Below are 22379 nucleotides of genomic sequence, written 5' to 3'. Positions count from 1 at the left end.
GCCGTTACCGGTGAGAACTGTGATCCTCGTGGCCGCTCGCCCGGTCCGGATGTGAGTGATTCCTGGCCGGATGAAGGCGGCGGCGTACGACGATCGGTGGGCAGCATGGAGGTCGACTTACGGTCCGCACACACGTCCCAGAGGGTCGAAAATCATGCCAGAGGTCATCGCGGGGTTGGAGATTCCCGATACGGCGGCGGTCGCCGAGGCGACCCGCCTCATTCAGGAGACCACCCGCCCCGTCATCTACCACCATTCCCGGCGAGCCTTCCTCTTCAGCCTCCTGCACGCGCGGAAGATCGGCGTGCAACCGGACACGGAACAGCTCTACCTGGCGACCATGTTCCACGACACCGGTCTGCTGACGCCCTTCTCCGACGTCGTCCAGCGTTTCGAGGTCGACGGCGCCGACCACGCGCGGAAGTTCCTCGTGGACCGCGGTTTCCCGCCGGCCGCGGTCGAGACCGTCTGGACGGCGATCGCGCTGCACACCACGCTGGGCATCCCCGAGCGGCTGGGCCCGGAAATCGCGTTCACGCAGCTCGGCATCGCGACCGACGTGATCGGCCTCGGCTTGGACGGGCTGGCGCAGGATCAGCTGGACGAAATCCTCGCCGCCCACCCGCGAGGGGATTTCAAGAACGAGTTTCTGCGGGCCCACGTCGACGGGCTCAAGAATCGGCCGGAAACCACGGAGGGCACGATGAACTCCGACATCCTCGAACACTTCATTCCCGGCTTCCGGCGTACGACGGCGGTCGAGCGCATCCTCGGTGCGCCCTGGTCGAGCTGAACGGACCTCCCACAGGTGGAAAGGAACGTGACCATGCGAGCGATCACCGTGCGGGACCGTGACGCCGGGGTCGGCGGGCTCACCCTGACCGACATGCCGTATCCGCACGCCGCCGAGAACGACGTCATCGTGCGCGTGCACGCCGCGGGCTTCACCCCCGGCGAGCTCACCTGGCCGGAGACCTGGACGGACCGTGCCGGTCGCGACCGCACCCCCACCAGACCGTCCTCATCCACGGCGCCGCGGGCGGCGTCGGGTCGATCGCCACCCAACTCGCGCGCGAGGTGGGCGCCCACGTGATCGGCACCGGCCGGGCCGACGACCGGGACGTCGCCCTCAGCCTCGGCGCGCAGACCTTCGTCGACCTGGACGCCGACGACCTGCGGCAGATCGGTGAGGTGGACGTGGTGTTCGACGTCATCGGCGGCGACGTCCTCGCCTGATCGACCGAACTGGTGCGCGCGGGCGGCACCGTCGTCACCATCGTCCTGCCGCCGACCGTGCAGCCCCGCGACGGGCGAGCGATCTTCTTCGTCGTCGAGCCCGATCGCGCTCAGTTGGCCGATCTCGCCCAGCGCGTCCGGACCGGACGACTCACGCCCATCGTCGGTGCCGTGCGTCCGCTTGCCGAGACGGCCGCCGCGTTCGGCCGCGACCGCCGTCCGCCCGGCAAGACGATCATCGAGCCGGTGACGAACTCCTGACGGCCCGTCGCGTCACTTGCCGAACAGCCGGGTGAACCGCTGGACCACCTCGCGGTCGCCGGTCACCTCCACGTCGCCGGCCTCGATCGCCGCGGCCACCGTACGGTCGGTGAAGATCAGCTCCAGCAGGGTGGGTACGTCGGCGCGCACGGTGGCCTGGACGGTTGCCGTGGCGCCGCGTACGACGCTGACCGCTGAGGGCGTCACGTCGACGTCGAAGGCGTCGACGCCGACGACCAGTCGGATGGTGAGCGCCGGTGCGCACCCGGCCGGCGGGCGGTAGAGCGCCTTGAGCAGCAGCATGAACGCGTCGGTGCTCATCGTCGCCCCGCCCGGGGCGGGCTGGTGTGCGCCCCAGCGGGCCAGCGCGATCAGCACCGGCTCCAGGTCGCGGCCCCGTTCGGTCAGCTCGTAGACCCGGGCGCTGACCGGTGGCCCAAGGTCCACGCGGCGCACGATGCCGTCGTGCTCCAACTCCCGCAGCCGCTGGCTGAGCACGTTCTGGCTGGCCTGGGGCAGGCCGTTGCGCAGGTCACGGAACCTCTTCGGGCCGAAGATCAGCTCCCGTACGACGTGCAGGGCCCACCGCTCGCCGACGACGTCCAGGGCGAGGGCCGCGCCGCACGGGTCTTCGTAGCTTCGCTGTGACACAGGACAACTATACGACTCAGGAGTGGATGGTACTGTCGGCGCACTGGCCGGTCCTAGTTTAGGAGTAACTGATGACCGATCTGCTGCCCCGCGTCGTCGAGGCCCACGGCGGGCTCGACCGCTGGAAGAACCTCTCGACCCTCACCGCTCGCATCACCTACGGCGGCCCTTTCTGGGAGTTCAAGGGCCACGCCGACTTCGTCGGCGACGACCTGGTCGAGGCCAGCCTGCAGAAGGAGCGCTCGGTACAGCGCCAGCAGGCGACCGGACGCACCGTCGCCTTCGACCGCGAGGCGGACCGGGTGACCGTCACCGGCCGCGACGGCGAGGTGCTCGCCGACCTGCGCGAGCCGCGCTCCACCTTCGCCGGCTACACCCCGGAGACCCCGTGGGACCTGGGCCAGCTCGCCTACTTCCGCAGCTACGCCACCTGGCACTACCTCGTCGAGCCGTACGTCTTCACCTGGGACGGCGTCGAGGCGCACGAGGTGGCGCCGTGGACCGAGAACGGCGAGACGTGGCGAGTGCTCAGCGTCACCTTCCCGCCGTCGCTCCACACGCACAACACCACCCAGCTCTACTACTACGACGACTCCGGCCTGCTGCGTCGCATGGACTACCAGCCGGACGTGAACGGTCGGACGCCCGTCGCGCACTACATCCGGGCCCACGAGGTGATCGACGGCATTCCGGTCGCGACGAAGCGGCACATCCACCCGCGCAACGAGGACGGCACGCCGGATCTCTCCTGGATCCCGATCACCGTCGACCTGTCGGACATCACGATCAGCTGAGGATCGTGGCGCGGCCCGGCGTCCGCCCGCGGGACACCACCGCGGCGCACGCCGGGCGCACACGCGCACAGGCCGCCTTCCGGTGACGCGACCCGGAAGAACGGCTGCTATCTTAGGGCTCCTAAGTTTTACTGAGCTCATGGAAGTTGGACATGCCTCGACAGGGTTTGACGAGCGAGCGCGTCTCGGCCGCCGCCGCCGAGCTGGCCGACGAGCTCGGGTTGTCACGGTTGACCGTGGCGGCGGTCGCGCGGCACTTCGGGGTCTCGGATGCCGCCCTGTACGTGCACGTCCGCAGTCGGGACGCGTTGATCGAGCAGGTCGCGGTCCATTCGGCAGCCGCGTTCGCCGACGAGCTGGCGCTCGCCGTGGCCGGCCGGGCCGGCCGGCAGGCGCTGGCCGGGTTCGCCGACGCCTGGCGTACGTTTGCGGCGGCGCACCCCGGGCAGTACGCCGCGACGCAGATGCCGTTGCCGCCCGAGGTCGGCATGAACTCGGCCGGGCACCTACGCCTGATCGAGCTGAGCTACGCGATGCTGCGCGGGTACGGGCTCGACGAACCGGTGCTCACCGACGCCATCCGTCTCGTCCGCAGCACCTTCCACGGCTTCGCCAGCCTGGAGAACGTCCACGGGTTCGGGCATGTCCGGGACCTCGACACGTCGTGGCACAGCATCCTCGACGCGCTCCACGCGACGCTCACCAACTGGCCCACCGGAACAGGACAGCCGCAATGAACAGTCACTTCGTGACCATGACCGCGCCCACCCTGGTCGCGGACGCCCTGCGCCAGTTCTTCGCCGAGGTCCCGGCGTAGCAGGTTCCGCCCGCCGGCCGGCGGTGGCCGCCGCCGGCCGGCCCGCGACGGGGTCAGCGCGCCCCGGTATCTGATTCCTCAGCTCGGAGCGACACGGCCTGCGTCGAGCAGCGGCGTCGGCGACTCGTCGGTGAAGGCGGCCTCCGCGATCTCCCGGACGGCGCGCACGAAGGCCGCGACCGCGGGTGACCGCGAGTCGGCGGGCCAGGCCAGCGCCAGCGTCGTCGGCTCCAGTCCCTCCACCGGCCGGTAGGCGATGTTGGGCCGCGGGAAGCGACCGGCCACCCAGTCGGGCAGGAACCAGACGACGTTGCCCACCTCGACCAGGTTGAAGATCTGCGACAGGTCCAGCCTGCTCCGCGGATCCGCGGGCGGCGGCTGGGTGCCACCCGCGTCGGCCGGCGCCCCGCCCGGAAGTCGCCGCCCGGCAAGGTCGGACAGGCGTACGGTCGTCCGCGCCGCCAGCGGGTCGGTGGCCGCCAGCGCCACCAGCCGAGGGCCCGTCACCAGCGGCTCGGTGTCCAGTCCACGGTCGTCGAACGGCGTCGGCACCAGCGCCACGTCCGCGCGCCCGTCCCGCAGTGCCGGAACCTGCTCGCCGTGCCCGCCGAGCAGCAGCTCCACGGGCAGGGTCCGGTAGGCGTCCATGATCGTCGGCAGCAGTCCCGCGTCGTAGTCGGCCTTCAGCGCCAGCCGCAACGTCGGCACCGGCCGTCCGGCGTTGCGGGCCCGGCGTTGCGCCGCGCCGACCGCGTCCAGCGCCGCCCGGGCGTCGACCAGCAGCGTCTCCCCGGCCGACGTGAGCGTGACCTGGCGCGTCGTGCGGATCAGCAGTTGCACGCCGAGCTGCCGCTCCAGGTCCCGGATCGCGCGGGACAGCGGCGGCTGCGCCATCCCCAGCCGCTGCGCGGCCCGCCCGAAGTGCCGCTCCTCGGCCACCGCCACGAAGTACCGCAGCTGCCGAGTCTCCAGGTCACCCATACCGCCAGAGTATCAATCGAGACGGAGATGATCTTTCCGTCGAGCGCCGGGCCCGCGTTCACTGGACCGCGTCACCCTCGTTCGTCACTGAGGAGAGAGCCATGATCGTGGTTACCGCGCCGACCGGCAACATCGGCCGCCGGCTCGTCCAGGACCTGCTCGACGTCGGCGCGCCGGTCCGCGTCGTGGTCCGGGACCCGGCGCGACTCGCGCCGGGCATCGCCGAGCGGGTCGAGATCGTACGCGGGTCCCACAGCGACCCCGCCGTCGTGGCCGAGGCGTTCACCGGCGCCGACGCCGTCTTCTGGCTCGTGGCGGCCGACCCGCGCGCGGAGAGTGTCGAGGCGGCGTACTCGGGCTTCACCCGCCCAGTCATCGAGGCGTTCACCGCGCGCGGCGTCGGGCGGGTCGTCGGTGTCTCGGCATTGGGCCGGGGCACGCCGGTGGCCGGGCACGCCGGTCACGTCACCGCGACGCTGGCGATGGACGACCTGATCGCCGACACCGGTGTGCCGTACCGGGCCCTGACCATGCCGTCCTTCATGGACAACACGCTCTGGCAGGCCGGCCCCATCGCCACCCAGGGCGTGCTGTACGGCCCGAACCTGCCCGACCTGCCCGCGCCGTTGGTCGCCACCCGGGACATCGCCGCGGTAGCCGCCCGACTGCTGCGCGACGACACCTGGACCGGCTTCCAGGAGGTGCCGGTGCTCGGCCCGCAGGACCTCACCTACGACGAGATGGCCGCGATCATCTCCGAGGTGCTCAGCCGGCCGGTGCGCTACCAGCAGATCCCGGGCGAGGCGTACAAGGCGAACATGATGCGGGCCGGGTACTCCGAACCGATGGCACAGGCCCTGCTCGACATGGCGCTCGCCAAGAACAACGGCCTGGACAACGGCGTCACGCGTACGGCGGAGTTCAGCACGCCGACCACGTTCCGGCAGTGGTGCACCGACGCGCTCAAGCCGACCGTCGATGCCTGACGACCACTGAGGCAGGAGCCGCCTTCGGCCGAGGGCGGCTCCCGCCGTGCTTCCCGAATCGCGTTGCCGCGTCGTCGTCAGACCGGTCGCGTCCTCGGCGTGGTCGGGTGAGGTGTCAGCAGGCGGGCCACGGCGTGGGACGCCAGGACGCTGACCGGGAGCAGCAGGGCAGCGCCCGCCGTCGCCGCCCGAGCGTTTCGGGGCACACCCGCCGCCCCCAGTTGGCGCCAGGCCCACAGCGAGAACGGGGCAGCGACCAGTGGCGCGGTCACGACCCCCGGGGTGTAGCCGCGGACGACCACGCTCTGGGCGACGTGGCCGCCCGCGTGCACTCCGAACCCGACCAGGGTGGCCTGATAGAAGCGGCTGCGTCCACCGGTGCGCGCCCCGCGCGCCGCCGCGGCGGCCACGACCGCACCCATCACGCCGATCGCGACGCGAGCCTGCGTCCGGCTGACTCGCAGGCCATCCCACACCCGCTCGGGCACCCGAGGGAAGCGGGCCCGCAGCCGCGGCCGGGCACGGTCCAGCCAACCGCCCATCGTGACCAGTTCTTCGCTGTCGTGGACTGCCCAGGCCACCAGCAGCCCCCAGGTGGCCGCTGCAGTGAGGTCCCCGCCCCGTTCCGACGTCATGACACCTATAATTTACGAGTCAGTCTGTAAATCAACGAGGGTGTGACATGCCGCACGACCGGGGCCGTCCACGGCGGCCGGAGACCGACACGGCGATCCTGGATGCCACCACCGACCTGCTGCGCGAGACCGGCTACGGCGGCCTGTCCATCGAAGCGGTGGCGACGCGCGCCCGCGTCACCCGCCCGACCATCTACCGGCGCTGGCCCGACAAGGTCCAGCTCGTCGTCGACGCCCTGGCCCGGGCGGTGCCCCCCGCGCTCGCCCCGGACACCGGCGACACCCGTACCGACCTGCACCACCTGGCACACGGCCTGGTCGACCGGCTCGTCCGCACCGGCCTGGCACCAGTCGTCCTCGGCGTCCTCGCCGACAGCGTCGGACGCGACGACCTCGCCGCGCCGCTGCGAGACCGGTACCTGCACCCGCGCCTCGACACGATCACCGACGTCGTCAACCGCGGCATCGCCCGCGGCGACCTGCCCCGCGACACCTCACCGGACACAGCCCGCGACCTACTCGCCGGCCCGCTCGTCTACCGGTGGCTGGTCAGCGGCACGCTCACCGACACCGACATCGACCACCTCGTCGACACCGCGTGGACGGCCCTGAGCCGCCCAGCCCGAAGCGCGTCGCGGCGACGATCGCCACAACCGAGCTAGGTGGACGCAGGCCCGCACGACCTCGATGGGGTGGCGTGCCCGGCGCGGCCTCGACGGAATCGCCGCCGGCTCGTGACGGCGTGCTTGGCGCACAGCCTCACCGGACTTCTGCAACTCGACCGCCACGGTCACCGCGCGAGCGCCCATGATGACCCGCGAGAACGAGGTCTGCGGCTGGTGGTAGCGCTGCGGCAGACGCTGCGCCACACCGTCCGCGCGATCCCGGTATCGCCAGGCCCGGCCTTCCTCACCGGCCCGAGCGACGGTGTAGGCCGCCTCGAAGTTCAGCGCGCCCCACAGTGCCAGGAGGTTCGTGCTCCCGGCCTTAGTCTGGGCGCGACCGTACGCAGGAGGGTGGCCGTGGCCGACGACACGAGGGGCAACAAACCCCGCCTACGACGGACCGTTTGGATCGTCGTGCCGGCGGTCGTGGTGGTGGTGGTGGTCGGGGTGGCCGTGTCCCTGCATGTCCGTCACTGGTACGAACATTCCGCGCCGTTCCACGTCGGCACCTGCTTCCAGGTCACCGACGACACGAGCATCGTCGCAACCGGTGGACTCCGCGAGGTGAGCGGTCGGGCGAAGGTGGTCGACTGCGGAACCGCCCACGACGCTGAGATCACCCGGACCGCGCATGATGCCTCGGGCTGTGCCGCTGACGGCGCATGGCTGGAGAGCATCGGCCAGATCTACTGCGTCACCCTCGACAAGACCTGACGCCGCGAAACTCTTGGCGACCCTCTCGGCCCCTGCCTGTAGTTCCTGAGGGGTTGGTTCAGTCTCTCCGGTTCGGGTTGGTGAGAGCGTCCCAGTCGTCGGCGTTCATCGGAAACGGTCCCCAGTGCGGCAGGTAGAAAGGGCGTCGCGGTGGGGCAGCCACCGTGAACGGCGTGAACTCCGGATCCGCGATGACCCGGTAGACGAACTCCGCTGTCGACATGTCGAGCTGATGCCACGGCTCGATGCCGTCCCGCCGTGCGACCACCGGCCACCGGTCGGCATCCACCGAGCGGTCCACCAGCCAGTAGTACTCCCCTTCGGTCTGATCGCTCCCCCACTGGATCAGACCCGCCCCCTTGCCGGGCTCGTAGATCTCGTAGGGGGCCCACAACCCCGCGGAGTCATGCTGGTTCGCCCACTGCCGACAGGAGGCCCACGTCCGAAGCAGCGGCTGCGCATGATCGTCGGTCGGCCGCAGAAGGTCCAGGTACGCGTAGAACGCCCCTGGCACGAACCGTCGGCACAGCTCCTTGAAGTCCGACGGCAGGGCGACGCCGATTTCCGTCTCCACCTGCTCCCAGCCGGCACCACCCTCAGGCTCGTGGTGCCATCCGGTCACGTCGACGATCCGGTCGATCCACGTCGGCTGATCATTCACGGCCGGAAAGTACCAGCACAGGCAGACATCCCGTTCTGGTCGCTGCTGTCCCGAGCGACGGGCCGACGATCACGAGGCACCGACCACGTTGATTCTGATCAGGTCGTCAGTGTGCACCCGGACGTGTGGACGGCTCTGGGCGACGGTTTCGCCTCGCGGCCCGGATCGCCCAGACGTTAGCGAGTAGGAGACCTCCCGCAAGGCCCATGAGGAGCGTTCCTCCGGGGCCGATGAAGCCGAACAAACGGGAGACGATCAGTCCAGCGACGCCGATCAGAAGCGACACGACGCCGAGCCCGGACGGAATCGGCTGACCTCCCAGCCATCGGCTGATCCCGACAACAATCAGGGACGAGCCCACCGTCAGACCGAACAGCAGGCACAACGCCGCAAGCACGACGTGGTTGGAGCCTGTGGTCATCACAATTCCGGCAGCCACCACTGCCAAGCCAACCAGAAGAGACACGGGCGCCGCGCCCTTCGGCCAGGCACGGTCGTCGCGATGCTCAAGCTGCGCCGCACTCACGGGTACATCCTGCCAGTGAACAGCTGTCGACCGTAGGCGCCCCCCCCTGTCACGCTGATGTGAGACAGCCACGAAGCCAGAGGTCCCCGCGGAGGTCCCGCAGACCCCACCCCTCGCCGGTCGGATTCGAAGGGCCTCCGAGCCTGGTCGTAGCGGGGACGTCGGCGGAGCCCGCTCACTGGCCCGGCTCACGCTCCGGGCAGTCGGCGTACAGCCAGGTTGCGGCCAGGTCCTGGCTCGTCACGATCAGCCTTCCGGAGAGACAGATGATCTCGTGTCGGCACCCGTGCTCGTGCGGCAGCACCTCGTCCAACATCACGTCCTGGAGCTGAGCGACGTCCCGGTCGCGGTCCGCGGGCTCAGTCGTCAGGCTCTGCACGCCGCTGTAGCGGATCGTCAGATCTTCCTCGTGCTTCCAACAGTTGTGCCGCAGGTACAGCTCAAGCCAGCGGCGTCCGCCCGCTTCACCGGATGTCAGTCGCACGGGCTTCAGGTCTTTGACGCACCGCTGACCGAAGAAGTCGTAGTGGCCGGGGTCCGTAGCGAACCTGCGTGCTCCCTCGGGCAACGAGTCAGCGAACGACGGCAACTGCTGGAGGTACGCCTCGGGATCCAGAGCCACGCCGTGGCTGTTCCGCTCAACGCTGACGTACCTCACTGCCGCGCCCCCGATCCCGCCAACCGCAGCCCGAAACGGCGGGGACATCATCGCACCTACGACGGACAGGAGGGTTAGTGGCCGAGGGGGCGGTAACGGAGGTGGACGCCGCCGTTCACGTAGATCAGCTTTGCCACGCCGCTACCTTCCCGGTGCTCGTAGGACCCATGTGTGCGTCACCTTCGCCGCTGGCCGGTTGAGCATCACGGGGCGGGCGACCGATCCGCCTCTCACCCGTTCCACGAACGACTCTGGCCGGATCCGACGCCACTGCGAGAGGGAAGTTCCACGGGCTCGTCGGCTGGTCGCTGCACGCCAGCAGTGTCGGCTTCTGCCGCTGACCGGGCGTCTCGACCGGCATCGAGGACGGCGTGCCCGGCGGCAGGCGGCCAGCTTCTATGGGATCAGCTCAGCCACGGGGAGCGCCTCGTCCAGCCGGCCGGCGGCCAGGTCGTCGTGACGGATCACGAAACTCCCGCCACTGCGGTAATAGGACTCGTTATCGACGGGAAAGCGGGCGAGCGACAACCACTCGCTCGTCAGCCGGTACGTCTCCTCCTCCACACGGGAATACCATTTCGCGACCGGGATGACGATCTCACCGGTCTTCTCACGCCACGCGAGGGTCTGCTCCGCAAAACTCTTGATCACCTCCTCGACGGCGTACCCGCCGACGTAGGCGCTGGCGTACCCGTTGTCAGGCGGCCAGAGTTCGTTGGCCAGAGCACAGAGTTCGTCAAGGTGCGGCAGGTCGCGCTCGATGTCGCGGGCCACCTGCTGCTGGAAGGGCGACAGGTCGTCATCGTCGTCCTCGTCGTCCTCGTCCGCCCCGAACCAGTCGGGGAACTCCGCGCGCAGCGTGGCGCTGACGTCGTACTGCTTGTCGGAGGACGCCCGGTCGGCGGACCCTGCCGCCACCTCGGTCTCGGCGCCGGCCGGCGCATACACGACTCGCCCATACTTCCGCTCCCCGGTGGCAGCGGCCTGCTCGTGGTCCAGGAAGAACAGCAGCGAGCCGTCTGCCGGCAGGCCGAGGCCGTCGACTCTTGGCAGCGCCGCACAGTCGACCGAGAAGATGAACGGCAAGGGCTCGACCCCGTCGGACGGCCAGTCCATGCCCACCGGCAGCCGGGGCAACCCACCGAACTGCCCGACCGGAACTCCGCTGGATCCGCCGCTCAACCGGATCGACAGACGGAGGTGCTGGATGAACCGGCTGACCTCGTCGTCCGGGATGCCCAACGCGAGCGCTGCACGACGAAGCCGACCCTGATGATCCATAGCCCGACATGGTGGCACGTGGGCGAAGCTGGGACCGAACCAGTGACCTCTTCGGTGTGCGCCAGGGCTTCCCGCACGCGGCCAGCGATGTGAGCGGCCGCGCCGGCAAGCGCCGGCGACAGGGTGGATTCCGACGGCGCGAGGTCACGGATGCCGGAGGGCTATGCCCCGAACGTCGTCCGCTGCCCTTCGGAGACCGCCTCGACCGAGCCGTCAACGACCTTGATGCCCGTCTGTTCGTCGATGGCGTAGGCCGGTCCGCCGATGTCGGCGGCCCACCGCTCCGCGTCGGCCATGGTGTTCGTCGGGAACAAGTTCAGATGCGGAAAGATAAGAAGATCGACAATTACCAGCGTACGGTCGTCCGGCGCGGACGGCCACTCCACGAAGTACTCCCCGATCCGGGGCGTCATCACCATGCTTCCGGCACTCACTCCCACCCAGACCGTGTCCGGCAGCGACGGCAGCAGATCGGCCAGCCCGGACTCCCGCATCCAGTGGCACAGGTACGTCGCGTCGCCACCGTCGACCAGGAGCACGTCGGCTTCCCGGACCCAGGGCACCCATCGCTCCGCGCCGATCGTGGGCAGTGCGGCGAGCTCCAGGACACCCAGCGACGCCCAGCCCAGGCCGGTGAAGGACTGCCACCTGGGCTCGGCGGCCACCAGGCCCCGCACGGATGCCGGGCCGCACATCGGGTGACCCCACTGTGCGGTCGGGATGACCAGGGCGTGGCACTCGGCGATCGGCTTTCCGAGAAGTCGCACGAGCGCCGAGTGGATGCTCGGGTTCGTGACGCCGCCCGACGTCAGCAAGAGCTTCATGGTTCCCCAAGGGTCGCGCACGGACAGGTGGGCGCGCCTAAATACCCGGGACCGGGCATGATCAGGTAATCGGCGGTGCGGGCAACGTCGACCAGCACCTGCCAGATCAGCCGTCCGTCGGCGTGCGTGAACATCAGTCCGTCGCTACCGAGGCCGTACACCTCAGCATCACCGTCGGCGGTCCGAACGAGCCCGGAATCACCGTCCGGCGGACCGCCGAGAAGTGGGCCCGGGACACGGAGCGCCTCGTCACCGCCGTCTGCGGCCCCATCCCCGCCACGGAACCGCTGGAGGGCGATGTCGAAGCTCACGGCGCGATTACGCGCGCCGAGACAGTCCCGATGTCATCCGCACGCTTCGCGTGGACAGGTCGGCGCCATGGCCACGATGGCGATCGGGCCATCTCGCCGCCGACGCGGCCCGTGGCAGAATTTGATCAACCAGTCCTGCTGATCAAGGAAGTGTCATGGCCGGAGTCGAGGACGAGGCGGGCGACACGCGGAACGCAGTCAAGAGCCTGTTGGCGATCGGCAGCCTCAGCGGCATCACTCTGATCGCCATCGTGACACTCGTTGTTCTCCTGTGCTGCGCTCCCTGCCTCTGGTATCGATCCCTCTCGCCAGACCTGCCCTTCAACTGAATCCGTCCGGCCGGCACGTCAAACAGACCTTGACGCACGTACGGACGCGCCGGACAGCCCCGCGCCGGATCGAGCCCGAGATTCGGATCGACCTATCCGCCGGCAGGGAGTGAGCTGTGTGGCACCGATCTGGTGAACAGCGTCACGTCGCTGCTCGTGGCGACCACCAGCGTTCTGCCCGAGGGGGAAAACCCGGCCGCCCGCAACTCCCCATGCCCTTGATCGTCGAAGATGTGCCACCACGAGGTCCCCGGATCGCCAGCGTTGCGGCCGCCGTCCGCAGACAGGATGACCCGGTGATGGGGCCACTCAGGCGCGACGACGTCAACGGTCCACCCGTCCTCCGTGGTCGCATGCAGACCGCCACCGAACAATCCCGCGATCCTGACGCGGGTGCCCGTCAGGACGCCGATGCCCGGACACGCCAGATCGGATCCGTCTGGCGTCGCTACCTGAGGGTCGGGGTCGCGGTCGCGTGCGATCTTCGTTCCCGTGGCTGCGTCCAGCAGACCGAAGCCGTCCATGGAGACGACCAGCAACAGGTCATCACCGGTCTCCGGGTGCACGCCGAACCCGGCACCCTGCAGGCCACCGACCGGAACGTAGGAGCACGTCCCGCCCATCGCCCGCCACGGCTCGGGCGGCCCGACCAGCGGAGCCGACAGATATTTCGCCCGCAGTTGCTGCTGGTACTCCGTAAGCACCTGTTACCTTCTCCGCCTTCCACCAAGAGCATCGCTGCCGACGAGGAGCTGCCCCGCCACCCACCCGATGACCGGTCTGCAGATGGTCGTCCAACCGGACGTGTCACGCACGTCCGGAGACCGATCCGTCGCGCACGTCCTGACCCGACGACGCCCCGAGTGGCGAGACCCACCGGATGCCCTTGAGATCACATCAGCGCGGCGGCGACCCAGTAGGTGGGCATTCCAGCGAGCATCGCAACGTAGGGTTTACCTGTTCCTGCGGTCCCCGCGACAGCTGCGGCAACAGCTAGGACGACAGGTGCGGCCGCGGAGAGTCCGGTGGCGGAAACCACCAACGGGGCGAGGCTGGCCGCGGCGAGGGCGGCGAAGGCCGCTGGTGCGACCATCTCGGCGGACGCCTCCAGTCGCGGAGGGAGAGTCAGCCGGTCGGTCAACGTCATACAGATTCGCAAGGCGTAACTGCCGATGCCGGAGACGAGGATGACGAACCAGGGGTTCATAGCTGGTGCTCCTGTGCGGATGGAGCCGGCGTGGCGGGCGCGCCTGGGCGGTCTGTGAGCGACGTGAGGTATCCGGCTGCGAGCCCCGCGGTGATACCGACGACGATACCGAGGTTCAGCGGCGCGGCGATGCACGCGCCCGCCACGACGCTGCTGACGACGACGGCACGACGGGTTGCTCGCTGACGCAGACTCGGTACGACCTGGCCGACGAGGTAGAGCGGCATGAGCAGCTCCAGGTGAAGACCCTCGGGAACGCTGGCCCCGACGATCGCGCCGACGCCGAGCGCGATCAGCCATCCCACCCACAGAACGACGGCTGCGCCGAAGTAGAAGGCGTGCGCCGGCCGTAGATCTCCCAAGCCCCCGTCCGAGGTCAACCGCTGGTCGCCCTGACGGGCTGCCGCATGCGTCGATCGATGGTCTTCGTAGCGGCGAATGCCAACGACGAAGGACGGGTCGATGAGCAGGTAGCCGGCGAGCAGTCGCCACCACAGCGGCGTTCCGCGCCAGTATCGGGCGAGCGCCGCCGAGTAGAGCACAAGTCGCAGGTTGATGACGAGTACGGTCGCGATCACCGATGCTGCGGCGGCACCGCTGTCCAGCAGTTGGATCGCGGCAATCTGGGCGCTGCCGCCGTAGATCGCTGGCCCGGTGAACCAGCCGACCGCCGAAGGGATACTCGCCTGCCCCGCGGTGACGCCGATGATGAGGCCGAACGGCGCCACCGCGACCAGCCACGGCAGCATGCTTCGTACTCCAGCGGCGACATCCCGCCCCTGCTGAGGTCTCATCTGGCTGCGGAGATTTCCGGGACTCGTGTCGCCTCCACGAACGACTCCTGACTGACCCACCGCGTGTAGCGTGAGAGGCCCATCAGCGTGATCAGTCCGCTCGTTTGGGACGCCTGCGCCATGAGGGCATCGAGCTTGCGGGAGAGCGTCCTGTCGTCCAGCACGAGTTCCACGGCGAGTTGGTCGTGGTCCACCGCGAGCGGATATCCGTCCTGGAAGATGGCGAATTCGCGGTGGACGTCACTCCACGTCTGCGCCCATTCGTGGCTGACGGCAGCGTGCAGCAGCCGTGTGCCGGCAGGGGCGGCCCGGCGGAATGCGCCCTCGACCCAGGCTGACACCGCCTGATGGTCCGGGTGCCCCGTGTGGCCATCCGGACCAAAGGTCACGACCGTGTCTGGCCGGATCTCGTCGATCAGCTCGGACAGCCGGGCGACCGGCTCGGCTGGGGGAACGGTGGCGCATTCACCGTCGGAGTAGCCCAGCCAATGGTGCCGTGTGACGCCGAGCACCCCCAGGCTGCGTGCCAACTCGTCCTGGCGGATCACCGCCAGCCGATCCGGCGGCCACGTCACCGGGTCGGACGTGCCGCGTTCGCCCCGGGTGGCCGTGACGCAGACAACCTCCGAGCCGGCGTCACGGGCCATCGCCATCAGACCGCCGGACAGGTAGGCCTCGTCGTCGGGATGTGCCCAAATTCCTAGAATCGAGCCCAGCTCATCGACGTTCATCACGCTCTCCAAAATTGAAGGTGGTGCTCCTGAAGGGTGCTTCCACCGTGTGATCAACAACCGCGAACACGGCGACCGCGGGAAATGCGGGTCGGCGGCACGGGACCGCCGAGAATGGCCGCCCCACACCTGTTCACCGCGTCACCCCCACCGGGCCTGACCTGTGCTGCGGCGACAACCGGAGCGAGCGACATGAGAGAAGTTACGAGCCCCACCTTCCCGCAACCTTCCCGACGCCCACCCCGGCCCGGGCACGACCAGGCCGCCGGCAGCCCGTGCGGTCGCCCGATCGCCCGATCGCCCGGCCACAATTTCCCGCGTCGGCTCGCGCGGATGAGCCCACCGTGCCTGACAATCTCGGGCCGGGTAATCAAGATCTTCTGGCATGCCTCGCCTGGGGCGCCCCAGGCGGTCCCGACTGGCCGTCCCTGTCGGCGGCTCCGCCGAACTTCTGACGCGTGACCCGGGGAAACGATCCCGACTCAACCCGACAGACAAGAGCTGGGAAGGTTGCGGGAAGGCGGGGCTCGTAGCTTTCCCGGCGTTGCCTGCTCCGGTTGTCACCGCGACAAAGTCGGGTCCGGAATGGGCGACACAAGGGAGAAGGACTGTGGGTACGACTGCGGAGCGGCCGCCGCTCAATGGCGTTGACACGCCGACCCTCTTCGCCACGCTCAATGTCGTGCGGTCTCAGCCGGAGTTGGCGAAGTTCCAGTTTCGTGCGGTCAACCGGTGGATCAGTGGCACTCATAACCGAAGCGAGATTCAGGGCTTCTACGGCGCCGGTCAGGAGGACGTGAGCCGCACTGATCCGTTCACCTATGATTCGGATCACCCTGCGGTGTTGGTGGGCGGGGGAAACGGCCCCACGCCGGTGGAGTATCTGCTGCACGCGATCGCGTCGTGTCTCACGTCGGGCCTGGCGAACATCGCGGCCGCCCGTGGGGTGAAGCTGAACTCGGTTGAGGCGACCGTCGTCGGCGACATCGACCTGCTCGGCATTCTCGGCCTGTCCGAGGAGGTGCGCAACGGCTACCAGGGGATCTCGGTGAGCTTCCGGATTTCCGGGGACGCCCCGGACGACGTCCTGCGGGGGCTGGTCGAACAGTCACGTCGCCGTTCGGCTGTCTACGACGTGTTCACCAACGGCGTACCGGTCGCCATCGACGTAACGACCGAGTAGACCATGACGACCACCGATACGGTCATCATCGGTGCGGGCCACGCCGGGCTGGCGATGAGCCACTGCCTTACCGGATACGGCATCGAGCATGTCGTACTCGAACGCGGCCAGGTGGCGCAGCGGTGGCGGTCGGACCGGTGGGACTCATGCCGACTACTGACCCCGAACTGGCTCTCCCGGTTGCCCGGTTGGTCCTACCAGGGCGACGACCCCGATGGGTTCATGTCTGCTGCGGCTTTCGCTGACCATCTGTCCGCGTACGCCAGGACCAGCCGGGCGCCGGTGCTGGAGAACACCACTGTCATCGAGGTTCGGGCTGACGGTGAGAGTTATCTGGTCGACACCGACGCGGGCACGTGGCGGACGCGCTGCGTCGTCATCGCCACCGGGTACCACTCCCGGTCGCTGGTGCCGGCGTTGAGTGGCGGGTTTTCGCCGACGATCACTCAGATCGGCGCGGCTGCGTACCGGAATCCCACGCAGTTACCCGCCGGTGGCGTTCTCGTGGTCGGCGCGTCGTCCACCGGGGTGCAGATCGCCGATGAGCTGGCCCGGTCCGGCCGTGAGGTGACCCTGGCAGTCGGCGAGCACACGCGGATGCCGCGGCGGTATGGCGGCCGGGACATGTTGTGGTGGCTGGACCGCCTCGGGAGCCTGGACCGCACCCTTGACGAGGTGCCCGACCCGCACCGCGCCCGCCGCGAGCCGTCGTTCCAGCTCGCGGCCGGTCGGGCGCTTGACCTGGGCGTGCTCAGGGATCGCGGAGTTCGCCTGGCGGGTCGCCTGGTCCAGGTGGACGGGAGGGAGCGAGCGATCTTCGCGGACGATCTCCAGGACACGACGACACGGGCCGAGAACCGGTTGCGCCGGGTGTTGGGCGCGATTGACCGGTACGCCGGTTTTACCCGCTCGGCCGACATTCCGGGTCTTGTCATCGACGGCGGGCTACGACAGGTGACCGGTCTGAGTTCCGTGGTGTGGGCGACCGGGTTTCGACCCGTCTATCCGTGGCTGCGGGTGCCGGTGCTGGACAGTGCTGGTCACCTGCGTCACCGACGCGGGATTACCGACGCGCCTGGGCTCTACGCCGTCGGGCTGCGGTTTCAGCACCGACGAAACGCCACTCTGATTGATGGCGCCCGGCACGACGCGGCGTATCTCGCCGAGCATATCGCCGTGCGGCTCCGCCACCGAAGTCTCGATTTCGCCAAGTAACTATCAGTAGAGAGAGGTTGGCATGACGGAGGACTACGACGTAGTCGTCGTCGGGGCCAGGCCGGCGGGTGCCGCGACGGCGCTACTGCTGGCGCGGCAGGGTCTGCGGGTGTTGGTGTTGGAGCGGGCCAAGCCCGGCGCCGACACGCTCTCGACTCATGCGCTGATGCGGGCGGGCGTGGCCCAACTCGCCCGGTGGGGCCTGCTGGATCCCATCGTGGCGGCAGACACGCCTGCGGTGCGGCGCACCCGCTTCCACTATCCGGGTGATCAGGTCACAGTGTCGATCAAGCCCGCTGCCGGCGTGGATGCCCTTTACGCCCCGCGCCGCACGATTCTGGATCGGCTTCTCGCCGAAGCCGCCGAGAACGCCGGCGCCACAGTTCGGTACGGCGTCACCGTCACCGGCCTGGAGCGCGACCGGTCCGGGCGGATCACCGGCGTCGTGGGCCACGACCACTCATCGGCGCCGGTGCGGGTGCGGTCCTGGCTGACCGTCGGCGCCGACGGTGCCGGGTCGACCGTGGCTCGCCTGGTGGGGGCGCCGAACGTGCGCGTCGGAAGCGCCAGCAGCGCGATCATCTATGGCTACTGGGACGGGCTCGAGGTCACCGACTACGAGTGGTTCTACCGCCCGGGCGCATCGGCAGGAATGATTCCCACCAATGACGGCAAGGTTTGTGTCTTCGCCGGAACCAGCGCCGAACGGTTCAATCGGGAGGTCGGTGGTGACCTGCGGGGTTCGTACCTGCGGCTGCTTGCCGACGCGACCGGTCCGGCGGCCGCCGGCCGGCTGTCCGAGTCGCTTGCGCCGCGACGACTTCACGGCTTCCCTGGACGCTTCGGTTACCTGCGGCAGGCCCACGGAGCGGGATGGGCGCTGGTAGGGGACGCCGGTCAGTTCATCGACCCGTTGAGCACTAATGGGATCACCGATGCGTTGCGTGACGCAGACCTGCTTTCACGGCAGGTCGCGGCGATTCTGTCCGGTGTCGGGGAAATCGAGGCGCTGGCCGCATACCAGGCGCAACGGGATCAGCTCGCGACACCCATTTTCGACGTCGTCGATGAACTCGCCGGCTACCGGTGGGACATGCCAGCGTTACGCGAGTTACTCCTGCGGCTGAGTTCCGCTTTCAGCGCCGAGGTGGAGGCACTAACCGGTCCCGGTGGCGCCGTTACCATTGACAGATGAGAAATCGCGTGACGGTGCGCCTTCTTGGTGGATTCGGGGTGACGGTCGACACGGTCGCGGTGCCGGACACGGCGTGGACCCGGCGCCAGCCGATCACGCTTGTCAAACTGTTGGCGCTCGCGCCGGGCCGGCAGCTCCACCGTGAGCAGGTCATCGCGGCACTCTGGCCGAATGCCACCGTCGAGGAGGCGGCACCCCGGCTGCACAAGGCCGCACACTACGCCCGCCGGGTCCTCGGCCCCGATGGTGTGGTACTTCACCGGGAGTTGGTCTCGCTCTTCCCGAACGCCGGGACCGAAGTCCACATCGACGCGGTCGATTTCGATGATCTTGCTTCGGAGGCACTGAAAAACGAGGACGTCACGGCGGCCGGTCGGGCCGTCGACGCATACAGCGGTGATCTACTGCCGGAAGACCGCTACGAGGAGTGGGCCCAGGGGCACCGTGAGCGACTGCGCCGCACCTACCTCGAGGTGTGTCGGCTCGCCGGGCGGTGGAGCGATCTGGTCGCAGCGGACCCGACCGACGTACGCGTAGGTGTGGCGTTGATGCGTGAGCGTGCCGCGTCCGGCGACCACCACACTGCGCTGCGCCTGTTCGAACGTCTCGACCGGGCCCGTCAGCTCGAACTCGGTGCGGCGCCCGACGCGGAGGCGCTGGCGCTGCGAGATGCGCTGATCGGCCCGACCTCGCAGGGGGCCGCGAGCCAGTTCCTCGTCGGAAGGAGGCGGGAACGAGTCGCGTTGGAGCGTGTGATCGAGGAGGCCGCAACGGGACGCGGCCGCGCGGTCCTCATCGCGGGCGCCGCCGGCATGGGCAAGTCCACCCTTGCCGCGTGGCTACGCGAGCGGGTCGTCGCCCGCGGCTGGCGTACCGGTCAAGGCGTTGTCTCGGCGGTCGAAGGCGCCTGGCCCTTCGCCCCCGTGTTGGAAGCGCTGGCCGACCTCGCCCGCCGCCATCCCACCCTGCTCGACGGCCTCAACGACCGCTATCGGGACGATATCGACCGGGCATTGTCAGGGGACGTCGGGAACTGGGCCGGCCAGAGCGCTCCGCAGCGGTTGTTCATTGCGGTGGCCCAACTGGCACGCCTCGCGGCAGCCGGACCGGGTCTGCTGCTAACCGTCGAGGATGTCCACGACGCAGACGAAGGGACCCTGCGGCTACTGCGATACCTGGTCCGTAGCTGCCGGGACGAACGGCTGGTGCTCCTGCTCACCCACCGACGTCAGCCGACCACGGACGCCTTCGAGCGGATCCGCAACAGCCTGCTCGGCCGGTCCGGCGCGCTCGACCTCGCGCTGCCGTCACTGACCCAATCTGAGACCGCCGCGCTCGTCGCCGCGCAGGCACCGGACCTGCCGGACGATGTCGTGGAACATGTCTGGTCGATCTCTGGTGGAGTCCCGTTCATGGTCACCGAGCTGGCTCGCTCGGCCGTCGATGGAGAGCTTCGCGCGCCGGCCGAGGCGGTGCTGGGCTCACTGGCCCCACCCACACGTGCGGCGCTGGAGCGCGTGGCGCTCATGGGCTCCACCTTCGACACCGACGGGTTCATCGCGATGAGCGATCTGCCCGAGGAACAGGCGTTCGACTGCCTGGACGCCGCCCTGGCCGTCCTGGTCATCGAGCGGACCCTGGGGGGCTTCCGGTTTCGCCATCCGCTCATCCGCGAGGCTCTGCTGGACGCGGTCCCGCCCCACCGGCGTTCGGCCCTGCACCGATCCTGCGCGCGGCGCCTGATCGAGTTCGGCGCGTCACCGGCACGCGTCGGCCACCACCTACTCGCCGCAGGTGACACCGCTGCAGCCGTGCCTTTTGTGCTGCGCGCCGCGCAGACCGAGGTGGCGGTCGGCGCCTTTCGAGACGCCCTGTCCCTGGTGGAGTCGATTCTCGGGGCGGCCCGCGACGAGGATCGGGTAGCTGCCCTGACCCTGCGAGCCGACGCGCTCGCCGCGATCGGCGACCCCGCAGCACTCTCCGCCTACCGTGAGGCGCTCGCGGTCGCCGACCAACGGCAGGCTCGAGTGCTGCGGGCACGGATGGGCCAGCTCGCGGTCCTGTCCGGGGACACCGACACCGCAGCGGCGGTCCTGCACGGTCTGGAGCCCGACGGCGGGCCGGACGATTCGGCCGTCCTACTCGCCCACGGCGCTCTCGCCTACTTCACCGGCGACATCGACGGCGCCAGGGCCGCGGTCTCCGATTCGCTACGCGCCGACCCGGCACAAGGCTCCGCCCTGCTCCAGTCAAACCTGGTCGCCCTGCGTGGGCTGATCACGCACACCCGTGGTGAATGGAACCACACGCTGCGCGCAGAGCTGATGCGTACCCGCGATGATCCCGGGCTGGCCACCACCGTCTTCGACGCGCATCTCTGCGTCGCCGAATATCTGCTCTACGGGCCCACGCCCTACGAGGACGTCATCGACCTCGCTCAGGGCCTGCGCCGTACCGCCCAGTCCTCCGGCGTCCTGCGGGCTGTCGCCTTCGCCAGGGCCCTGGCCGGCGAGGCGGAACTACTTGCCGGCAATCTCGACGAAGCCGAACGCGAACTCAGCACGGCCGTTGACCTACATCGCGAGATCGGCGCCACCGCCGGCGAGGCGCATTCGTTGCAGCGGCTCGCGGAAGTGCACCTCACGCGTGGTCACCTGCGCACCGCGACGCGGCTACTTCGTCGGGCACTTCCCTTGGCGCGCTCCTCCGTGCTCGCCCCCCACCTGATTCAGCGGATCTACGGCACGACGGTGGCCGCCGCGGACTCGCCGGAGGCCGCCCGGGCGGCCATCGACGCGGCGAAGGCCGCCATGGCCCAGACCGACTCCTGCGACTTCTGCGCCATCATGTTCGAGGTGCCTGCGACCATCACCTGCGTCCGTATCGGCGACCTGGACGCGGCGCGGACGTTTCTCGCGGCGGCGGAACGTTCAAGCACTCTCTGGGAGGGCACGGCGTGGCAGGCCGCCACGCTGGAAGCCCGCGCGCATCTCCTGGCGGCCGAAGGCGACGCGGAGCAGGCACGGCAACTGCGGCACCGCGCGGCAGAGATGTTCGACGATGTCGCGCACCCCCTGGACGCGGCCCGTTGCCGCGCCGGCTGATCTCGGCGCCTCGCGGGGTCCGCGGGGCAGCAGAACGGCTTATCCCCAGGTGCGGGGCTTGTTGCAGGCGCGTCGGACGTCAACCACGTCTGCTTAGGCGGTTTGCGGGTGGTGCCGGTGATCGCGCCAGTGGCCAGGTGGCCGAAGTCGTTGGGCATGCCGGGCCTGCCTTATTGCAGATGGCCGGGGCCCATCCGGTCGGCGATGCCGGATTCGGCCAGGGCTCTGCTGTCGTGGCGGGCGCCCGGGCACCGGTCGGCCGGTGTCGACCAGGTCGCCGTTACCGTGGTGACATCCGCGTCATTGACGAGCGTGGATCATCACAGGTGCTGACGAGGATTCCGTTCGGAGCCCTTCAGGGCAGCCGGTTGCTCCCAACCTGCCCCCCGATCCCCAGACTTGTCGCCGGGCTGTCGCCGGCCGGACGCGGTTGAGTGCTGCCGCAGGTCGTTCGTCATATCCGCCGTAACCGCGGGCGGGAACGGCCGCACGTTGGCATCGACGCCTGGCCAGTGGCCGGCGCGACCCCCCCCTGTCACGCTGATGTGAGACAGCCCGTCTACCAGGGGATACTCTTCCTGGACGGCCCTGAGGAGAGCACATCAGCATGACGTCGAAGC

At 69.3% G+C, this 22379-nt stretch carries 27 protein-coding genes and 1 pseudogene; 14 read left to right on the top strand and 14 right to left on the bottom strand.

Annotated features, from left to right (window positions below; genetic code table 11):
- Positions 1–154 precede the first annotated feature (154 nt).
- The 4 genes from ACIBTV_RS30270 to ACIBTV_RS30255 are packed head-to-tail and all read left to right on the top strand — an operon-like array spanning position 155 to position 1497.
- Positions 155–793 (top strand): HD domain-containing protein, encoded by a 639-nt coding sequence (locus tag ACIBTV_RS30270; protein ID WP_396710405.1) that lies wholly within the window; start codon positions 155–157, stop codon positions 791–793.
- A 33-nt stretch (positions 794–826) separates the two neighbouring features.
- Entirely contained in the window at positions 827–1093 is a 267-nt protein-coding gene (locus tag ACIBTV_RS30265) for a hypothetical protein (RefSeq protein ID WP_396710403.1), read from the top strand.
- Positions 1090–1236, top strand: coding sequence for a hypothetical protein (locus ACIBTV_RS30260; RefSeq protein ID WP_396710401.1), 147 nt, complete (start codon positions 1090–1092; stop codon positions 1234–1236). The genes ACIBTV_RS30265 and ACIBTV_RS30260 overlap by 4 nt, the downstream gene beginning before the upstream one ends.
- Positions 1237–1248: 12 nt before the next feature.
- On the top strand, positions 1249–1497 hold the full coding sequence (locus ACIBTV_RS30255; RefSeq protein ID WP_396710399.1) for a hypothetical protein: 249 nt from the start codon (positions 1249–1251) through the stop codon (positions 1495–1497).
- Positions 1498–1509: 12 nt separating this feature from the next.
- Here the strand turns inward: ACIBTV_RS30255 and ACIBTV_RS30250 are convergent, their stop codons facing one another.
- The gene (locus ACIBTV_RS30250) at positions 1510–2148 is read right to left on the bottom strand and encodes a winged helix-turn-helix transcriptional regulator (RefSeq protein WP_396710397.1); all 639 of its coding nucleotides are present in this window, start codon (positions 2146–2148) and stop codon (positions 1510–1512) included.
- Positions 2149–2219: 71 nt separating this feature from the next.
- Between ACIBTV_RS30250 and ACIBTV_RS30245 the strand changes: the two genes are divergently transcribed.
- Together ACIBTV_RS30245 and ACIBTV_RS30240 are read left to right on the top strand one after the other, a co-directional pair.
- Positions 2220–2942, top strand: coding sequence for a hypothetical protein (locus ACIBTV_RS30245; protein WP_396710395.1), 723 nt, complete (start codon positions 2220–2222; stop codon positions 2940–2942).
- A 152-nt stretch (positions 2943–3094) separates the two neighbouring features.
- Positions 3095–3679 carry a WHG domain-containing protein gene (locus tag ACIBTV_RS30240; protein WP_396710393.1) on the top strand — a complete coding sequence of 195 codons (585 nt, stop codon included), beginning with the start codon at positions 3095–3097 and terminating at the stop codon, positions 3677–3679.
- 158 nt (positions 3680–3837) lie between these two features.
- Here the strand turns inward: ACIBTV_RS30240 and ACIBTV_RS30235 are convergent, their stop codons facing one another.
- On the bottom strand, positions 3838–4740 hold the full coding sequence (locus ACIBTV_RS30235; RefSeq protein WP_396710391.1) for a LysR family transcriptional regulator: 903 nt from the start codon (positions 4738–4740) through the stop codon (positions 3838–3840).
- Positions 4741–4841: 101 nt separating this feature from the next.
- On the opposite strand from ACIBTV_RS30235, the gene ACIBTV_RS30230 reads away from it, so the two are divergent.
- Positions 4842–5726, top strand: a complete 885-nt coding sequence (locus ACIBTV_RS30230) for an NAD(P)H-binding protein (protein WP_396710390.1) — start codon at positions 4842–4844, stop codon at positions 5724–5726.
- A gap of 77 nt (positions 5727–5803) precedes the next feature.
- Here the strand turns inward: ACIBTV_RS30230 and ACIBTV_RS30225 are convergent, their stop codons facing one another.
- The gene (locus ACIBTV_RS30225) at positions 5804–6361 is read right to left on the bottom strand and encodes an HXXEE domain-containing protein (protein ID WP_396710388.1); all 558 of its coding nucleotides are present in this window, start codon (positions 6359–6361) and stop codon (positions 5804–5806) included.
- A gap of 47 nt (positions 6362–6408) precedes the next feature.
- Between ACIBTV_RS30225 and ACIBTV_RS30220 the strand changes: the two genes are divergently transcribed.
- Positions 6409–7023: a TetR/AcrR family transcriptional regulator gene (locus tag ACIBTV_RS30220; RefSeq protein ID WP_396710386.1), complete on the top strand. Its 615-nt coding sequence runs from the start codon at positions 6409–6411 to the stop codon at positions 7021–7023.
- Here the strand turns inward: ACIBTV_RS30220 and ACIBTV_RS30215 are convergent.
- Positions 6928–7448: pseudogene (locus ACIBTV_RS30215) on the bottom strand (XRE family transcriptional regulator); the annotation flags it as partial. The gene ACIBTV_RS30220 and the pseudogene ACIBTV_RS30215 sit on opposite strands and share 96 nt — an antisense overlap.
- Between ACIBTV_RS30215 and ACIBTV_RS30210 the strand changes: the two are divergent.
- On the top strand, positions 7384–7740 hold the full coding sequence (locus ACIBTV_RS30210) for a hypothetical protein (protein ID WP_396710384.1): 357 nt from the start codon (positions 7384–7386) through the stop codon (positions 7738–7740). The pseudogene ACIBTV_RS30215 and the gene ACIBTV_RS30210 sit on opposite strands and share 65 nt — an antisense overlap.
- A gap of 58 nt (positions 7741–7798) precedes the next feature.
- On the opposite strand, the gene ACIBTV_RS30205 is transcribed toward ACIBTV_RS30210, so the two are convergent.
- The 6 genes from ACIBTV_RS30205 to ACIBTV_RS30180 all read right to left on the bottom strand — a co-directional run bounded on the left by ACIBTV_RS30205 (position 7799) and on the right by ACIBTV_RS30180 (position 12001).
- Positions 7799–8401 carry a hypothetical protein gene (locus tag ACIBTV_RS30205; protein ID WP_396710383.1) on the bottom strand — a complete coding sequence of 201 codons (603 nt, stop codon included), beginning with the start codon at positions 8399–8401 and terminating at the stop codon, positions 7799–7801.
- 106 nt (positions 8402–8507) lie between these two features.
- Entirely contained in the window at positions 8508–8927 is a 420-nt protein-coding gene (locus ACIBTV_RS30200; RefSeq protein ID WP_396710381.1) for a hypothetical protein, read from the bottom strand.
- 175 nt (positions 8928–9102) lie between these two features.
- Positions 9103–9585 (bottom strand): hypothetical protein, encoded by a 483-nt coding sequence (locus tag ACIBTV_RS30195; RefSeq protein WP_396710379.1) that lies wholly within the window; start codon positions 9583–9585, stop codon positions 9103–9105.
- A gap of 396 nt (positions 9586–9981) precedes the next feature.
- On the bottom strand, positions 9982–10866 hold the full coding sequence (locus ACIBTV_RS30190; RefSeq protein WP_396710377.1) for a DUF1963 domain-containing protein: 885 nt from the start codon (positions 10864–10866) through the stop codon (positions 9982–9984).
- A 161-nt stretch (positions 10867–11027) separates the two neighbouring features.
- A complete protein-coding gene (locus ACIBTV_RS30185) occupies positions 11028–11690 on the bottom strand; it encodes a Type 1 glutamine amidotransferase-like domain-containing protein (protein WP_396710375.1) in 663 nt (220 codons plus the stop codon).
- On the bottom strand, positions 11687–12001 hold the full coding sequence (locus tag ACIBTV_RS30180; RefSeq protein WP_396710373.1) for a hypothetical protein: 315 nt from the start codon (positions 11999–12001) through the stop codon (positions 11687–11689). Before ACIBTV_RS30180 ends, ACIBTV_RS30185 begins: the two co-directional genes overlap by 4 nt.
- Positions 12002–12156: 155 nt before the next feature.
- Between ACIBTV_RS30180 and ACIBTV_RS30175 the strand changes: the two genes are divergently transcribed.
- Positions 12157–12330 (top strand): hypothetical protein, encoded by a 174-nt coding sequence (locus ACIBTV_RS30175; protein WP_396710371.1) that lies wholly within the window; start codon positions 12157–12159, stop codon positions 12328–12330.
- A gap of 92 nt (positions 12331–12422) precedes the next feature.
- On the opposite strand, the gene ACIBTV_RS30170 is transcribed toward ACIBTV_RS30175, so the two are convergent.
- The 4 genes from ACIBTV_RS30170 to ACIBTV_RS30155 form a co-directional block, all read right to left on the bottom strand.
- Positions 12423–13034, bottom strand: coding sequence for a hypothetical protein (locus ACIBTV_RS30170; protein WP_396710369.1), 612 nt, complete (start codon positions 13032–13034; stop codon positions 12423–12425).
- A 188-nt stretch (positions 13035–13222) separates the two neighbouring features.
- Positions 13223–13537 (bottom strand): AzlD domain-containing protein, encoded by a 315-nt coding sequence (locus ACIBTV_RS30165; protein ID WP_396710367.1) that lies wholly within the window; start codon positions 13535–13537, stop codon positions 13223–13225.
- Positions 13534–14286 carry an AzlC family ABC transporter permease gene (locus ACIBTV_RS30160; RefSeq protein ID WP_396710365.1) on the bottom strand — a complete coding sequence of 251 codons (753 nt, stop codon included), beginning with the start codon at positions 14284–14286 and terminating at the stop codon, positions 13534–13536. The genes ACIBTV_RS30165 and ACIBTV_RS30160 overlap by 4 nt, the downstream gene beginning before the upstream one ends.
- Before the next feature lie 41 nt (positions 14287–14327).
- On the bottom strand, positions 14328–15062 hold the full coding sequence (locus ACIBTV_RS30155) for a PIG-L deacetylase family protein (protein WP_396710363.1): 735 nt from the start codon (positions 15060–15062) through the stop codon (positions 14328–14330).
- Between the two features lie 610 nt (positions 15063–15672).
- Between ACIBTV_RS30155 and ACIBTV_RS30150 the strand changes: the two genes are divergently transcribed.
- The 4 genes from ACIBTV_RS30150 to ACIBTV_RS30135 are packed head-to-tail and all read left to right on the top strand — an operon-like array spanning position 15673 to position 21759.
- Entirely contained in the window at positions 15673–16245 is a 573-nt protein-coding gene (locus ACIBTV_RS30150; protein ID WP_396710361.1) for an OsmC family protein, read from the top strand.
- 3 nt (positions 16246–16248) lie between these two features.
- Positions 16249–17460 (top strand): FAD-dependent oxidoreductase, encoded by a 1212-nt coding sequence (locus ACIBTV_RS30145; protein ID WP_396710359.1) that lies wholly within the window; start codon positions 16249–16251, stop codon positions 17458–17460.
- Between the two features lie 22 nt (positions 17461–17482).
- Positions 17483–18655: an NAD(P)/FAD-dependent oxidoreductase gene (locus tag ACIBTV_RS30140; protein WP_396710358.1), complete on the top strand. Its 1173-nt coding sequence runs from the start codon at positions 17483–17485 to the stop codon at positions 18653–18655.
- Complete coding sequence (locus ACIBTV_RS30135; protein WP_396710357.1) at positions 18652–21759, top strand: ATP-binding protein; 3108 nt, start codon at positions 18652–18654, stop codon at positions 21757–21759. Before ACIBTV_RS30140 ends, ACIBTV_RS30135 begins: the two co-directional genes overlap by 4 nt.
- The last annotated feature ends 620 nt before the right edge of the window (positions 21760–22379 follow it).

It is taken from the genome of Micromonospora sp. NPDC049366 (genome assembly GCF_044466625.1).
Classification (GTDB): Bacteria; Actinomycetota; Actinomycetes; order Mycobacteriales; family Micromonosporaceae; genus Micromonospora.
This window is presented reverse-complemented; position numbering and strand designations above follow the sequence as displayed.